The sequence below is a fragment of the Helicobacter sp. T3_23-1056 genome (assembly GCF_053654535.1).
This window is the reverse complement of sequence record NZ_JBSIUU010000002.1, coordinates 49,448-65,011: the sequence shown is the minus strand read 5'-3', so window position 1 is coordinate 65,011 and position 15,564 is coordinate 49,448. Positions and strand designations below refer to the sequence as shown.

The 15,564-nt window shown below is 38.2% G+C and carries 15 protein-coding genes and 1 pseudogene; 12 read left to right on the top strand and 4 right to left on the bottom strand.

Translation table 11 applies throughout. The annotated features are described in order from the left end of the window. Positions 1-64: 64 nt before the first annotated feature. The 4 genes from ACWIUO_RS01435 (at position 65) to ACWIUO_RS01420 (ending at position 2,917) form a co-directional block, all read left to right on the top strand. Entirely contained in the window at positions 65-757 is a 693-nt protein-coding gene (locus ACWIUO_RS01435) for a hypothetical protein (RefSeq protein ID WP_454176171.1), read from the top strand. After that, positions 757-1,464: a hypothetical protein gene (locus tag ACWIUO_RS01430; protein WP_454176170.1), complete on the top strand. Its 708-nt coding sequence runs from the start codon at positions 757-759 to the stop codon at positions 1,462-1,464. The genes ACWIUO_RS01435 and ACWIUO_RS01430 overlap by 1 nt, the downstream gene beginning before the upstream one ends. Then, entirely contained in the window at positions 1,464-2,333 is an 870-nt protein-coding gene (locus tag ACWIUO_RS01425) for a hypothetical protein (protein WP_454176169.1), read from the top strand. Before ACWIUO_RS01430 ends, ACWIUO_RS01425 begins: the two co-directional genes overlap by 1 nt. A 233-nt stretch (positions 2,334-2,566) precedes the next feature. Beyond that, on the top strand, positions 2,567-2,917 hold the full coding sequence (locus ACWIUO_RS01420; protein ID WP_454176282.1) for a Fur family transcriptional regulator: 351 nt from the start codon (positions 2,567-2,569) through the stop codon (positions 2,915-2,917). 366 nt (positions 2,918-3,283) lie between these two features. Here ACWIUO_RS01420 and mnmA read toward each other — a convergent pair whose 3' ends face one another. Then, positions 3,284-4,312 (bottom strand): tRNA 2-thiouridine(34) synthase MnmA, encoded by a 1,029-nt coding sequence (mnmA, locus tag ACWIUO_RS01415; protein ID WP_454176168.1) that lies wholly within the window; start codon positions 4,310-4,312, stop codon positions 3,284-3,286. A gap of 336 nt (positions 4,313-4,648) precedes the next feature. On the opposite strand from mnmA, the gene ACWIUO_RS01410 reads away from it, so the two are divergent. Next, the gene (locus ACWIUO_RS01410; protein ID WP_454176167.1) at positions 4,649-5,386 is read left to right on the top strand and encodes a hypothetical protein; all 738 of its coding nucleotides are present in this window, start codon (positions 4,649-4,651) and stop codon (positions 5,384-5,386) included. Positions 5,387-5,459: 73 nt separating this feature from the next. On the opposite strand, the gene ACWIUO_RS01405 is transcribed toward ACWIUO_RS01410, so the two are convergent. From ACWIUO_RS01405 to ACWIUO_RS01395, 3 genes are all read right to left on the bottom strand, one after another. Beyond that, positions 5,460-7,826, bottom strand: a complete 2,367-nt coding sequence (locus ACWIUO_RS01405) for a hypothetical protein (RefSeq protein ID WP_454176166.1) — start codon at positions 7,824-7,826, stop codon at positions 5,460-5,462. Positions 7,827-7,886: 60 nt separating this feature from the next. Further along, complete coding sequence (locus ACWIUO_RS01400; protein ID WP_454176165.1) at positions 7,887-8,474, bottom strand: outer membrane lipoprotein carrier protein LolA; 588 nt, start codon at positions 8,472-8,474, stop codon at positions 7,887-7,889. An 82-nt stretch (positions 8,475-8,556) separates the two neighbouring features. Continuing rightward, positions 8,557-9,234 (bottom strand): 4'-phosphopantetheinyl transferase family protein, encoded by a 678-nt coding sequence (locus ACWIUO_RS01395; protein WP_454176164.1) that lies wholly within the window; start codon positions 9,232-9,234, stop codon positions 8,557-8,559. Between the two features lie 121 nt (positions 9,235-9,355). On the opposite strand from ACWIUO_RS01395, the gene ACWIUO_RS01390 reads away from it, so the two are divergent. The 7 genes and pseudogenes from ACWIUO_RS01390 to ACWIUO_RS01360 all read left to right on the top strand — a co-directional run. Further along, positions 9,356-10,582 (top strand): NAD(P)/FAD-dependent oxidoreductase, encoded by a 1,227-nt coding sequence (locus ACWIUO_RS01390; RefSeq protein WP_454176163.1) that lies wholly within the window; start codon positions 9,356-9,358, stop codon positions 10,580-10,582. Continuing rightward, complete coding sequence (locus tag ACWIUO_RS01385; protein WP_454176162.1) at positions 10,582-11,172, top strand: hypothetical protein; 591 nt, start codon at positions 10,582-10,584, stop codon at positions 11,170-11,172. The genes ACWIUO_RS01390 and ACWIUO_RS01385 overlap by 1 nt, the downstream gene beginning before the upstream one ends. Next, complete coding sequence (locus tag ACWIUO_RS01380; protein ID WP_454176161.1) at positions 11,165-12,376, top strand: beta-ketoacyl synthase N-terminal-like domain-containing protein; 1,212 nt, start codon at positions 11,165-11,167, stop codon at positions 12,374-12,376. The genes ACWIUO_RS01385 and ACWIUO_RS01380 overlap by 8 nt, the downstream gene beginning before the upstream one ends. A gap of 74 nt (positions 12,377-12,450) precedes the next feature. Further along, positions 12,451-13,056, top strand: coding sequence for an ApeP family dehydratase (locus ACWIUO_RS01375; RefSeq protein WP_454176160.1), 606 nt, complete (start codon positions 12,451-12,453; stop codon positions 13,054-13,056). A gap of 56 nt (positions 13,057-13,112) precedes the next feature. Continuing rightward, a complete protein-coding gene (fabG, locus tag ACWIUO_RS01370; protein WP_454176159.1) occupies positions 13,113-13,838 on the top strand; it encodes a 3-oxoacyl-ACP reductase FabG in 726 nt (241 codons plus the stop codon). Beyond that, entirely contained in the window at positions 13,835-15,094 is a 1,260-nt protein-coding gene (locus ACWIUO_RS01365) for a beta-ketoacyl-ACP synthase (protein WP_454176158.1), read from the top strand. Before fabG ends, ACWIUO_RS01365 begins: the two co-directional genes overlap by 4 nt. A 206-nt stretch (positions 15,095-15,300) precedes the next feature. After that, positions 15,301-15,488 (top strand): annotated as a pseudogene (locus ACWIUO_RS01360) (IS1595 family transposase); the annotation flags it as partial. Positions 15,489-15,564 lie beyond the last annotated feature (76 nt).

Genomic DNA, 15,564 nt, shown 5'->3' with positions numbered 1-15,564 from the left:
AAATTTGGTGGCAAAGATTGTGATTATAATCGATAAAGGCATTAGAATTGATAAAGCAGGTTGAATGATGAATAATTACGACAAATTGCCCTATGGGGAAGTGATTTATGAGTTTAAATACGAATTTCCAAAGAAGTTTGGGAATCGATTATTTGAGTTTTGGGACATAACCATATTTGCCATAATTGCGCTATGTTTGCCGTTATTTTTCAATACAATAAATGATGATTTTTGTATTCCTATATTACAAACTTTACAATATAAAGCTATACACAATCCTCTTTTGTTGTTAAAATTTGATAACTTAATAAGTGTATTTGTTTTGATTTTGGCGTATGGATTTATGATTTTATATGCTTTGGTTGCTGTTAATGTGCTATTTATGTGGCGGAATAATCGCATTATTCTCACAGATAAAGGCATTTTTATCAAAGCAAACGGACTCTTGCTGTATAAAACAAATCGATTTTATCCCTATGGGACATTTTCATTTGTTGTGCATTCTTTTTCTAGTGTGGTAACACTTTGCGGTTTTTGGCAATTTCGCGTATGTGATGATATAGACAAAAAATTTAGTTTTTTTGATTTTAGACATTCGCGTTTTTATTGTATCGCTCAAAACAATGAAATCCAAGATATGAGAAAATTTTTAGCGATTTTGCGTGAGAGAAGCGCGGAGGTGTTGGAATCGCAAGGTAAAGCAGGGAAATATGATTTAAAAGATAAAATCAAACATTTACACAGAAAGGATTTGTGATGGATAGAAATTGGGATAATTTACCTTATGGGGAAGTGATTTATGAGTTTAAATACGAATTTCCAAAGAAGCCATTTAATCGCTTTGCAAGAATCTTAGATAGGGTTAGTTGGATAATAGCCACTTGCGTTTTTGTATATCTTGCCTATTTTTTAAACGAGGAGTTTTTACTCCCCACGCTTGATAATATATGGGCTATGATTACAAAGTATTCTTATCTTTTGACAAAAATTAGCAATATGTGCAACACACTTCTTTGGCTTATAATTGTATTTATGTCTTATGTTTGTATTATTATTTTTTCTTTTTGTGCCATCAATATATTGTTTATAATGCCACGCAATCAAATCTTTTTAACCAATAAAGGTATGTTTGTAATGGCTACTCATCTACTTGGATTGTGGCGTAAAAAAAGATTGTATCCCTATGGGAGCTTTTCTCTAGCAGCACACCTTATCGGTGGAAACGGGACTCTTGAAAATCATTGGCAATTTCGTGTATGTGATGATATAGACAAAAAATTTAGTTTTTTTGATTTTAGACATTCGCGTTTTTATTGTATCGCTCAAAACAATGAAATCCAAGATATGAGAAAATTTTTAGCGATTTTGCGTGAGAGAAGCGCGGAGGCGTTGGAATCGCAAGGCAAAGCAGGGAAATATGATTTAAAAGATAAAATCAAACATTTACACAGAAAGGATTTGTGATGGATAGAAATTGGGATAATTTACCTTATGCAAATGATGGAACATATTTGACACAAGAAAAAGCAAAGATTGAGGCAGAAGCGCAAAAGAGAATCTTTTTGCATAAGAATAGGTATGTGGAGTTTTATAAAGTTGAGAATGTGCTTGAGATACAGCTCAAAAATATCACTTTAGCAGATATTGGTATAGGCACTATTGGAGCTATATTTGCCTCAATAGCACAAGGGATAGAATGGCTATATAAAAATGCAAAAATTAGTGAAGTAGTAGGCAGATTTGCTAAATGGACTTTTATTGTTGAAGGTTGGTCAATAGTGTTTGTTTATAACAAGGGGACAGAAGAGTTTTATGGCGGATTATCTAGCGTTATGTATGATTTTATTGTTTTGGGAATAACTGCAATCGTAATAGAGCTTTTTATAACTACTTGGTGGGTGTCTATTATAGTAGCCGCCTTTATTGCCCTTATCGCAAGTATTTTTGCAAATACGCAATGGGGAAAAGATAAATTAGATTTATTAGCACAAACCATAGAATCAAATGTAAAAAAAGCAAAGAATTTTTTTGAGAAAAATAAGGAAAAATTTTTTGAGTATTTCAATGACGGCGGAAATCTATTGCAAAAACTAAGCGAAATTCTTACAAAGCCAGACTTTAGCGATAGTGATTTAGAAAATATCCTTACGCAATGTGGCTATTGTAGGGCAAATGGTAATGCGTGGCTAGATTTTATACATAACTATTCGCGCAATGAACCGCTTGAAAATATATGCAATCCCGATGGCACGCTAAAACAAAGCTACAAAGATGCGCAAGATAGGGCATTTTTGCAATCAGTGGAGTTTCGCAAAAGTCAAAAAAATACATAAGCGCAATTTTGACGCGCTCTTTGTAGAGAGACTTTTGCGTGAAAAAACGGATAGTTACATTGATAGCGTGAATGCTAGGGCGTGATGATTTTACGCAAAGTTTATGTGAAAATCAATGCCAAAATCGCATAAGCAAAATCCAAATTTGCTATAATGCGATTTATAAACGCCAAAAGCGTATCGCAAGCACGAAACGCGACAAACGCGCTAAAAATAAGCAAATAGGGGCAAAAATGGATTCTATCTCATTGCTAAAGCAAAATCATATCGCTATCACGGATTTGCGGCTAGAAATGCTAGAGATTTTACGCAAATCGGCTAAGCCAATGAGTTTTGATGAGTTTGACTTAAACGCAAATAAGACAACCTTTTATCGCAATATGGAGCTTTTTGAGGAAAGGGGCGTGGTGGTAAAGACAAACTTGGAGCGCAAAAGCTACTACGAGCTAGCACAAGATGCTAAGGCGCATTTTGTCTGTGATGTCTGCCATAAAATCACGGATTTTGACTTGCCAAAAGGCGTAAAAGCACAGGGCAAAGTAAAATCCGTAGTCGCACACGGAATCTGCAATGAATGTGAATAAGCTCACAAAAGCTATACCACGCCTATAAATCCCCGCTAATCTTGCAATAATCGCACATTAGATTTTGCAAACAAATCACAATCAAATCGCATAAACACAAATATGCGCAAAAACCCACAAATAAAATCAAAATCTATCCCCTCTAAAATCCATAACTTTTTTGGCTACCCCGCATATCCTTGCTTGTCAAGCCCTTGCTAAGATTTTGGCTTTGTAAGGATTTTGGCAAGATTTTGTTAAGACTTTGCTAAGACTTTGCCTTGATATTTGCGCAAAAAACATTATTAACTCAATTATGCAAAATCTCTTTTTGCTTTGTCTTGCTATCTTTTGCTACCTTTGATAATTTTTTTTCACAACATAACCCTACACGATTACGCCACCGCCTAGCACGCAGTCATCATCATACACCACAAGTGCCTGCCCTTTTGCCACGCCATAGACGGGCTCTTTTAGCTGGGCTAGGATTTTGCCATCGTTTATTTCAAGTCTAGCGAGTGTGGGCTCTGAGCGATAGCGGATTTTCACTTCGTATTCTTTGCCATCAAAATCTTTATCCAAGCTCACATTTTGTGCTTCTACTAGGATTTTTGCTAGTTCTTCTTTTTTGCCTACGATGATTTCATTTTGGCTAGGATTTATGCCTAGCACGAAATGTGGCTCGTGCGCGCCTTTGACGCTAAATCCTTTTCGCTTGCCTATGGTGTATTGCATATAGCCTTTATGCGTGCCTACGATTTGCCCTTGTGCATCGCGGACGATTCCCTCTTTTTCCACTTCAAAATGCTTTTTTAGTATGTCGATATAATCGCTCTCCACAAAGCAAATCTCTTGACTTTCTTTGTAGGTTTCAAGCGTGCCAAACCACGGCATAGCTTCAAATGCTTTGGGTTTGACTTCGCTTTTTAGCATATCGCCAAGCGGAAAAATAAGGCGATTTATCGCATCTTGTGAAATCGCATATAAAAAATAGCTTTGGTCTTTGCTCGCATCTTTTGCTTTGGCGATTTTTTTGATACCATTTACTTCTTTGATTCTTGCATAATGCCCTGTGGCTATCTTTTCACACCCTAGCTCCATCGCTTTTTGCAATGCTAAGCCAAATTTCATATTTGGGTTGCACATCGCGCAAGGGTTTGGCGTCTCGCCTTTTTTGTAAGATTCTATGAAATAGTTATAAACCACTTCTTTAAACTCTTTTTTGGCATCGATTACCATAAAATCTATATTTAGATTTTTGGCGACTTTTTCGCAGTTTGCGATAAAAACCTCGTGCTTTTTTTCTTTGTCGTGTAGTTTTAGGTAGATTCCTAGCACTTCATAGCCCGCTTTTTTTAGTAAATATGCCGAGTAGGAGCTATCCACTCCACCGCTCATTAGTAATGCAACTTTCATTAGTTGCTCCTTTCATTAGATTAAGATTTTTGCTTTATTTTTCTATGAAAATAAAGGGAGGGTATTATAGCTTAAATTTTGTTTTTATAAATGCTTTTTGCGCGTTGGTTAGATTTTGCAAATTGTGTATTGCTAGATTTTGCATAAAACTTAGCTTGAATAAATCTCCAAAAAAGCGATATATCTAAATGGATTTTAGATTTTGGTAAAATAGCAAAATATGGCGATTGACAAAGATTTGCAAGATGACATTTTTAAAATCATTGCAAAATCAGTGAAATCAGTGTAATCAGCAAAATCAGTGGAATCAATGCAAAAAAATCAAAGGCTGTGTTTATGGGATTATTTTTTAATATGTTTTGTGCTAGCGTTATAAAAATAGGCTTTGGGCTTGTTTTGTTGGTCGGGGTGGGATTGCAGTATGGGGTAGCAAAGCAGGATTTTGAGCTACAAATGCCAAAAGAGGTGGCTAAGATTTATTATGAGATGAAAGGCATATCGCCACAAGAAGCGCAAAATCCAAATGATAAAAATGCCAACAACGCCAACAAAGAAAATCCAAAAAAGAAAAAAGCACAAAAAAATGAGCAAAATCCTGCGCAAACAAATGATAAAAAATCAAAATCTATCCAATCATTTATAGAATCTAAAAAATCCCAAAAATCTGCCCAAACTACGCATTATTTCCCCCAAGATGTCCCGCCACCCATAGAGCCACCGCTATCATTTGAAGAAATCATCTCAAAAAGCGTCAATGAATACCCGCAAAATCGCCAACTCTGTCAAATGGGCGATAAAAAAGCGTGCTTTTTTGCTGGGCTTGCCCTGCTTTATACGGGCGGGGATTTAGCACAGGCACAGCAGTATTATTGGCTATCTTGCGCGCTGGGTATGAGGCTAGCTTGCGATGAATACTCCAAAATTTCAGCAAGCGTAGAAATGCTGTATTTGGCACATTTTAGGCGGTGGAAGCACAAAGTGTGGATAGGGGATTTTTTTACAAAAAGTGGCAAATATATCGAGCTACAAAAAGTGTCCCCTATCCCAAAAGTCCGCGATATGCAACCGCGATAGATTCTATTTTTGCAATAGATTTTGCAAAAATAGAATCTATTTTAGAGATTTGTGTAAAAAAAAGATTTTATGTCTAGGTTGTTTTGTCAATCTTTAGCGCGAGGGCGATAGCCCCAAGCGCGCAAAAAGCCATTCCTAGCGTGGCACTTAGCCCAAAGCTAACGACTGCTTGCGTGCCACTAAAGCTAAGCAGACAAAATGAAATGATACTTGTTAGGCTTGCTAGAGTGATACCAAATACGCGCTTTTGTGGGCTTAGATGCGGATTTGTCGCTAGTATGACATAGTCAATCCCAACCGCGCTAGAAATGACTAGCCCAAATACCACAAAAATATCAAAGCCATTGCCAAATGCTAGCATTATCGCAAGGCTTGCTAGCGTGGATAAAAGCACCACACTTATCATTATCGTTGATTTTTTGAGGGCTGATTTTTTGCCACCAAATGCGACAAAAAGTGCCACAAATGCGAGCATATAGCCCAAAATCTTTAGCCAAATAGCGTTATGCTTTATCGCATTTAGGCTAGAATTTATGCGTTGAGGGACATCGATTATCTCTGCTTGATATGTGGCTAAAATCTGTTGTGCTTTGTCATCATCGCCATTGCCCAAATCCACAAAATGCGGAAACGAAATCAAAGCGTATGGATTTTGTGCGTGATTTTGCATTTGATTTTGCTTTATGACAAATTTTTCAAAATCTGCGTTTATCGCTAAAATCTGCTCCAAACTATACGGACTCAAAGAAGCGATTTGCAAAAACGCTTCTTTAACCTCATTTTTTGCAAAACCTAGTTTTTCATAAATTCCTAAAATCTCATTATTGTTGCTATGTTTTTTAAAGGCATTTATGATTTGTGTCTGTTCATCTTGACTTAGCACAAAAGAGCTAAGCCCATCATATCTATCAATAATGTTTTTTGTCATAAGTTCTTGCATAAGTTTTCTCTCTTTTTCTATGTCATTTAGCAGGATAAATTTTTGCGTATTGCTATTTGTGAGACGAGCGAAATCTTGCAATTCATCTAATGCCTCTTTTGGTATGGTGGAGTATGTGGCGATATTTTCTTGCATATCTATGCGAAACAAAAGTAGCACAGAAAAAAGCACGATAAAGGGAGCAAAAATATATATGTATGTTCTAAAAAATGGCTTTAGGATTTTAAGCGTGATTAAAAATGGTTTTTTAAATGCCATTTTTGGTGCAAATATGCCACCTTGCAACAAATGTGGCAGTAAAAAATAGCTAGCAAAAAATGCCCCAATCAGCGTGAAAATCGACATAACAGCGATTTGGTGCAAAAAAGGCATAGGAGAAAATAAAAACAAACCATATCCACTAGCCGTGATAAAAAGCCCTAGCAAAAAGATATTTTTCATAGATTTTACACTGCTAGCTTGTAAATTTTTGCCCTGCTCTTTTGCAAGATAGTGCATAGCAAAATCCACTATCAGCCCCACAAGGCTTGTGCTAATGACAACAGTAAGGATATGCAAATCGCTAAACACCAAAAGCGAAGCACTCAACCCACACAAAAAGCTAAACAAAACCACCAACACTACACAAAAAATCCGCACACTTCCAAACGCCAAAAACAATAAAACGCTAACCAAAATAAATGATAATCCCCCCATAAATACACTCTCTTTGATTCCCTCCCGCTTGCCAATCGCGCCAAAAATCGCCCCCCCTTGAATGAGTAAATGCGCGCCTGCTTTTTGTGCCTTTGCCCTAGATTTAGCGATAAAATCTAGCAGTGCTTGCGTGTCAAAATTCTCCGCTAAATGTGCGCTAGCAAAATAGTATTTTTTTTGTGTGTTTGTATCTAGGGCGTATAGTCTCCCACTTGCTATATCAAGTTTTAGCCCATTTTCATTTGCCAGCAAACTAGAATGTCCTAAGAGGTTAAAAAAATCTTTGCTTGGGCTAAGAGGGCGCAGAGCAAAGCTATGCAAAAACTCATTTGCGTTGTTGGCAAAAAAATCATTTGGATTATTGATAATCGCTAAAAATGTCTTGTATTCAAGCAATGCTAGACGCAATGAATACAAATCTTCAAGCATAGTAGAATCATTTGAAGTAGGATTTTCAATGCTAAGTTTAACATTCTCAAAAAGATTGTTTGGAGTAGAAGTCAAAAAATCACCCAAAAACTCGCCCAAAATCTCGCTAAGCAGCCCCTCATCATCGCTTAAAAATGAAATATCTTTTGCAAAATTTTGCGCTACATTTTGTTGGACTTTTTGCAATGCGTTTTTTTGCGTGGAGTCAAAATCTATGAGCGCGTAAATATCGCTTTGCAAGCAATCTATACGACAAAACACAATCGCTATCATCACGCTAGCAAGCAACATAAAAATCGCATAGATTTTGTGTGAGGGTTGCAAAATGTGTGTGAGTTGCAAAAAATGTAAAAAGAAATTTTTAGGATTTTGCATTGTTTTTATTTCTTTAGTTTTATTGGATTTTGGTTGCTTAAAAATTGCTCAAAATCTGCGTTATTGCGACTTTGTCGCAACGGCATTTATACTAATAGCAGAAAAAATATTGGTTGTTTTATCACCATTTCGCTCAAGCAAGATGACTTTTTCTACTATGCTTGGATATTTTACAAATCCTTGCAAAGTGATAGAATCAAATATTTTTGCAAGGATAGCATTTTTTGGTTTTAGCTCTAAAATCCAAATGTCTTTATCCTCCCTCAAATCAAAATCAAAATACGCCCCTAATGCCCTAAAATCCATACTTAATATACTAAGCAACATTTCTTGGTGTTTGTTATTGCTAAGGGGAATCCATTTATCTTGCTTATTATCTTTGGTAAAAATGCCTTTTTTTGTGATTTTTATATGGGATTTGATAGGGGAGTGCGTATCCCAAAAAAGCGTTTTTTCCTCGACATTTTCTAGACGAAAAACGCCATAACTTTTGATTTTGTTGCTAAAGCCTTGTAGCTCTTTTTCTTGGGTAAATTTACCTTGCAAGATATGATTATGCAGGGATTTTTGTATATTTTTTTGTAGATTTTCTAAGCTAAACGCATTTGCAAAAGCGCACATTACAAATGTCATAACAATTTGTTTCATTTTGATTCCTTGTTTTAGGATTTATCGCAAGTGCCCAACTGCCAAACCAAAAGGCACAAAATGATATTTTGCCAAAAATAATCTAATAACATATCGTAATAATCGCCTTTTGAGATTTATAAAAACCTGTGATAAATGTATGATAGATTTGCCTCCCATCTTTTTTGACAAATGCACCTTTTTTGTCAAGCCCCACCGCTACCAAATCGCCAAATGTGAGGTTTTCTAGCTTGATTAGAGATTCTTTTAGAGTCCAGATGCGATAAAACTCACGCAAAGGATTTGTCGCAACGCTAAGCAATCTATGCTCAAAATCATTAAAACAAAAATCTAAATGCGGGCTAAAATCTCTATGCCTAACTATCTCTATATCCACGCCTATGGGAAATCTAGCAAATGCGATAATGGCAATATTTTGTTTATGTGATTGGCAAAAAAATATGTTGCTTTTGTCAAATCCTAGTGTGGCTACATAACTTTTTAGGGTGCGAGATAGAAGAAATGATTTATTTTTGGCTAGATTTGGGTGTAGCAAAAGGTGTTTTTTATCGTTTTTGCTAAGCGTTTTTTTGTCATAATATCGCGTTAAAGACTTTAAGCCAATGGCTAGAAAAATATGGGTTTTTGGGATTTTGCTGTGGCGTTGTTTGTTTGTGATTTTTGGCAGGGCATTGCCATAGCGTGGGGATTTTGTGCGCAAATCTAACGCACAAAACATTAAATCTTTTGGGGTTTTGCGTGTGGATTTTAATAAAAACAAGATTTTCCTTGATTCAAAGATTTGTAGCATAATGCCGTTTAGATTTTACTATAATTTTACTTTTGGATTTATTACAAGGATTTTGCAAAACCTAGCACAAAGCGTAAAAAAAGGAGTGAAAATGTCGCGTGCAACAAAGCAAAAAGAAGTAGAAGTCCTAGTCATAGGGGCTGGTCCTAGTGGGAGTATATCTAGCGCACTGCTACACAAGCAGGGGATAAAAACACTCGTAGTAGAAAAACAACGATTCCCGCGATTTGTCATAGGTGAGTCGCTTTTGCCATTTTGCAATGAGATTTTAAAAGAAGCGGGGTTTTTAGGCGCGGTAGAATCCTACGGATTTCAATACAAAAATGGCGCGGCATTTAGCCGCAATGAGCAATATCGCTATTTTGATTTTTGTGATAAAAGCTCTGTTGGCTCTGGCACGACTTTTCAAGTGCAAAGAGGGGATTTTGACAAAGTGCTAATCGATGAAGCGATAAAACAAGGCGTAGAAGTGCTTTTTGAAGTGGAGGTTTTAGATATAGTTTTTCATTCAGAGGGCGTCCGTGCGAATTTAAGCAATGGCGAAGTCATAGAGGCAAAATTTGTGCTTGATGCAAGCGGATATGGTAGGGTTTTGCCTAAGATTTTAGATTTAGAATCCCCGTCAAATCTAAGCGCAAAGAGGGCGTATTTCACGCATATTGAGGATAATATCAGCGAAGTGCTTTATGATAGAAACAAGATTTTAATCACTACTCACCCCCGCTTTAGAGATGTGTGGTTTTGGCTTATCCCTTTTTCTAATGGACGCGCTAGCATAGGCATAGTAGGCGAGCCACAAAGGCTAGAGATAGCAGGGAAAAATGATGAGGAAATCTTAAAATCCCACACCTATGAAGCTCCTATGCTAAAACGGCTACTAAATAACGCAAAATGGGATACGCCTGTGCGCACGATTAGCTCTTATTCTAAAGATGTAAAGACACTTTTTGGGGATAGATTTTTATTGCTTGGAAATGCAAGTGAGTTTTTAGACCCTGTGTTTAGCTCTGGGGTAAGTATCGCTATGCAGAGTGCTAGGCTTGCTTCACGCCTTGTGCCAAAAATCTTGCGGGGGGAAAAAGTGGATTTACAAAAAGAATATGCAGATGAGCTAATGATAGGCATAGACTGCTTTAGAGTGTATGTGGAGGGGTGGTATAATGGCAAGTTTCAAGATATAATCTATGCCAAAAATCCAAACTATCACATCAAGCGACAAATCTGCTCTATCTTGGCAGGGTATGCGTGGGATAAGCAAAATCCTTATGTCTTAAAAGCAAAAGAGGCATTAAACGCGCTTGAGGGGTATTGCAAATAATGATAGGTGCGAAAAAAGGCGTGGCAAAAATTGTGGCAGAGGATTTTGCAAAAATAGATTTTGCAGGGGGGTTTTTTGCAAGAGGGGGTTTTGTAAAATGGTTTTTTGTGAGGGGGTTTTTAGCAAGAGGATTTTTAGCAAAATTATCGGTAGTTTGTTTGGCATTTATGTGCTGTGGCTGTGGCTCATTTAGCGATTTTAATAATCCTAAAAAAGCACAAGATTTTAGCAACAAAACTAGCGATTTTGTAGCATTCCACCCAAAAATCTTTAGTCTAAAAACTCAAAATCAACAAATGGTGCTATATCTCTCAAGCCAACGCTCTAGCCAAAATCCTAGACATATTACTTATCATTTCGCCCTTTTTGACACGCTAGGTGCGCCACTGCTTAGCAAAAAGCTAGAAAATGGTAGATTTTGCAATACCAAATTTTTGCCACCCACAAAGCGATATGATAAGCTGTTTGTAAAACTGCTAGAATCCATAAACACACAAATGCTAAAATCTACCAACGCACAAAACGCGGATTTTATCGAATTTGTTTATAAAAATATAGAGGTAAAAGAACTTGAAAATACTAATGAGTAAGCCTATGATGATTTGCTCTGCGGGCAATGATAATGCTAGCATTATGCGCCACCTTGCAAATGGCGAAATACATTTGGCTAGCACAAAATCTATCAAAGAACATAGCAAAGATTTTGGCGATAAAGACTTTATGCTAGGTGTATGCAAGCATCTAGTCCCGCTTCCTAGCGACACGCCTGCGCGCTTTTGCTCGCGCACAAATACGATTTTGTATAACGCACTATTAAATGGGCAAAATCTAATCAAAGAGATTTTAGAGTCGTGCGAAAATATCGCTATCGTCATAGGCACGACTACCGCAGCGATAGAAGAAAACTACCAAAGAATCGCCAAAAATCAGTATTTGCAAGATTTTAGCGCGCTAGATAATCCTGCTTGCTTTGTGCGAAATCTTTATGATATTTGCGGGCTAAGTCTTGGCGTATCATCAGCCTGCACTTCGGGGGTAAAAGCTATCATACAAGGGGCTAGACTTATAAAATCTAATCTTTGTGAAGCTGTGATTTGCGGTGGGGTAGATAGCCTAAACACTTTGACAATCAATGGATTTGATAGCCTAGATATACTAAGCCCAAAGCAATCTAGGGCTTATGCAAGCGATAGAGAGGGGATAAATATCGGGGAAGGTGCGGGGGTATTTGTGCTTGTGGATTCTAAGAAGGTGGAGGCAAAGCCACATTTAGCTAGGGATTTTAGAGTAGAGCTAAAAGGCTATGCAAGCAATAATGACGCATTTCATATTACCCAGCCGCGAGATGATTTTGCGATGCAAGAGCGACTTTTGCAAGACGCGCTAAAATGCGCTAATCTATCCCCAAAAGACATTGATTATATCAACTTGCACGGCACAGGGACAAAGGCAAATGATGAGATGGAAGCAAATACCTTTGCCTACGCATTGCAAGGGGGGCTAAAATCTATCCCATCTAGCAGTATAAAGCCACTCATAGGACACACGCTTGGTGCGGCAGGCGCGATAGAAGCAGGGGTGTGCGCAGAGCTAGTGTTGCAAAGTTTGGAGGAAAATGGCGTAAAAAATGAAAGCACAAAAAGCAATCTTGTGCCTCATATTTATGAATTTGACAAAAATCTACCCAAAATCACCCTAGCAAAAAAAGGCACTAGCACAAAGGTGCGCAACGCCCTTAGCGTGTCATTTGCATTTGGCGGGGATAATAGCGCGATTATTTTAGGGCAGGCATAAACAAGTATGGCTTATGCTAAAATCTTAAACACACAAAATCTTAAAAACAACATTTAGACAAAGGAATCTTTACAATGCCAAATATGCGACAAACCACACAAAAAAAGCCACAAAGCACACCGCAAAAAACACCAAAAATAATGCCAAATGCACAACAAACGCAACAAACACCACAAAAAAACATAGCAAACTTTATCCCCCAATCCTTAGAAATGGTGCTAATTGATAGCTTGCTAGAAGTAAGCCAAGATTTTATCCGCACCCAAGCGCATATCAAAGCGGATAATGCGTTTTTGCACACAGATGAAAAAACGGGTAAAAGTAGATTTCCTAGCTATAATATTTTAGAGATTTTTGCTCAAAGCCTAGCACTATGGCGCACCAAAAAAGAGCAACAAAATCTAAGCAAAGATTCTAAGAAAAATCCAAACACCGCCCAAAACACCCAAAATGCCAACAAATTAGGATTTTTGCTAGGGGCTAGGGGGTTTGAAATCTTTACGCCATTTGTCGAAATAGGGCAAATCATACAAGTAAATCTAACGCTAAATATGCAAGATGAAAATGGGCTAGGAGTGTATGAGGGGGAAGCCTTTGTAAATGGCAAAATAGTGGCAAAAACCTCGCTTACCGCGCTAAATCCAAATGATGAATTTTTATCTAAAATTCTAGATGGATAAAATAAGATTCTATGAAAAAGATTCTAAAATCACATTTGATAAAAAGGAGAAAATCTATGAGCAACACCCAACCAACAAAACAAGTCCTTATCACAGGCTCTTCGCGTGGCATAGGAGCAGGCATAGCGCGAAATCTACATAAAGCAGGCTATGAGCTCATACTGCACGGCAGGACAAAATCAAACGCCCTAGATTCTATCGCAAAAGAGCTAGACGCAAAATCGCTTATTTTTGATATTGGCAATACGCAAGAATGCAAAGAAATCCTAGAATCTTATGCGAGTGAAAATCCTGCGCTGTGGGGAGTAGTGCTAAATGCGGGGGTTACTAATGATAATACTTTTGTGGGGCTTAGTGAAAATGAGTGGAAAAGCGTCATAGAGACAAACTTGCATAGCTTTTATAATGTGCTAAATCCCCTGCTAATGCCGATGGCTAGGGCAAGAAAAGGGCGAGTAGTAGTCATATCATCGGTATCAGGAATCATCGGCAACAGGGGGCAGAGCAACTATGCTGCAAGCAAAGCAGGGCTTATCGGTGCTGCAAAATCTCTTGCCATTGAGCTAGCGAGCAGAAATATCTGCGTAAATGTAGTCGCACCCGGGCTAATCCAAACCGATATGACAAGCGGGAATCTACCAAAAGAGCAGATTTTGCAAGCTATCCCTGCAGGGAGGTTTGGGCAGGTAGAAGATGTCGCGCCATTGGTAGAGTTTCTCTTAAGCGATGGGGCTAGCTATATCACGCGACAAGTCATCGGCGTAAATGGAGGGCTAGCGTGAATCTACATAATGATTTTAATGGCAAGACACAGCGGGTTTTTGTGAGCGGTTATGGGATTGTGAGTGCGTTTGGCAAGTCGTGGGCAGAGATGAGAGAAAATCTAGCAAAGGGCAAAAACGCCGTAAAATACATAAAAGAGTGGGAAATCCACAAAGAATTGCGCTCAAAACTAGCCGCCCCGATACAAAACTACGCTCCGCCAAGACATTGGAGCAGGAAACAAACGCGAAGCTGTGGCACAATATCTCTTTATGCCATAGAAGCCGCAGGGCTAGCCCTACAAAGCGCAGGACTAATGCAAAATGGCGAAATAAAACAAGAATGCCAAAATGGACAAATGGGCGTGGCAAGTGGCTCTAGCACAGGCAGCACGGATTCTACACTTCAGCTAGCAAAAATGTTTTTAGGATTGCCACATAACTGCAACGCAAACACTTACATAAAATGTATGCCTCACACCACCGCTGCAAATATCGCTATTTTTTATGGGCTAAGAGGGCGCGTTATCCCCACTTCGTGTGCGTGTGCTAGCGGGAGTGTCGCCATAGGGCAGGCGTATGAAGCGATAAAATTTGGGCTTATAGATTCTATGATAGCGGGGGGAGCTGAAGAGCTATGCCCTAGCCAAGCATACACTTTTGATTTTCTCTACGCTACTAGCCAAAAAAACGATACACCAGAGCTTACCCCAGCACCTTTTGATAGCACGCGAGATGGGCTAGTCATAGGTGAGGGGGCGGGATATGTCGTGCTAGAGAGTGAATCTAGCCTGCAAAAGCGCGCAGGATACCCCATCGCTGAAATCATAGGGTTTGGCAGCAACTGCGATGGGTCGCATAGCACCCACCCACAAAGTGAGACGATGAAGCAAGCGATGATAATGTCTCTAAAAAATGCAGGACTAAAATCTAGCCAAATAGGCTATGTAAATGCCCACGCCACCGCTACGCAATGGGGGGACATAGCCGAAGCAAAAGCGACAAATGAAGTCTTTGGGGATTCTATCCCTATTAGCTCGCTTAAAAGCTATCTAGGGCATACGCTAGGGGCGTGCGGAGGGATAGAGAGTATCGCTAGTATAGAAATGATGAGGGACAATCTTTTTTATCCTACGATAAATTTGAAAGAGGTTGATAAGTCTTGCGCTACTTTGGGATATTTGCGCGAGCCGACATTGATAAAAACGGATTTTGTGATGAATAATAATTTTGCATTTGGCGGGATAAATACTTCGCTGATTTTTAAAAGAGTGTGAGGAAAACTAAAAAAAATGCAAGACGGGGTTTAAATACATTAAGACAACCTTATGGTATGGATTTTGGGCGCAAAAAAAGAGCAAAGAAATGGTATGGAGCAGACAAACAAGCCCTGTGTTTTGCTTCTCTATACTCGTAATGTTAGTCGCGAAACAATGGCTCATTGCCTAGTCAAGTATTCTAAACATTAGTTTGCAAAAGTTAAAATCACATAAATGGTATTGAAATTTTTTGGGGATACGCTAAGCATAGGATTGTTAAATTTATGGGATTCAAAGAAAAAAATTTCTTTCTTTGCTTAAACGAAACAAAGTTTAGATACAATACTCAAATTAAACAACAAGATTTGCAATACAAATCTTGTTGAAATTGATAAGAAAGCAATCCGCTTAAGTAAAATTTAGCAAAGTTATTTTTAAGTTTTGGTATGTTGCAACTACATATTTCATTTTTGTGATTTTTGAAAGAT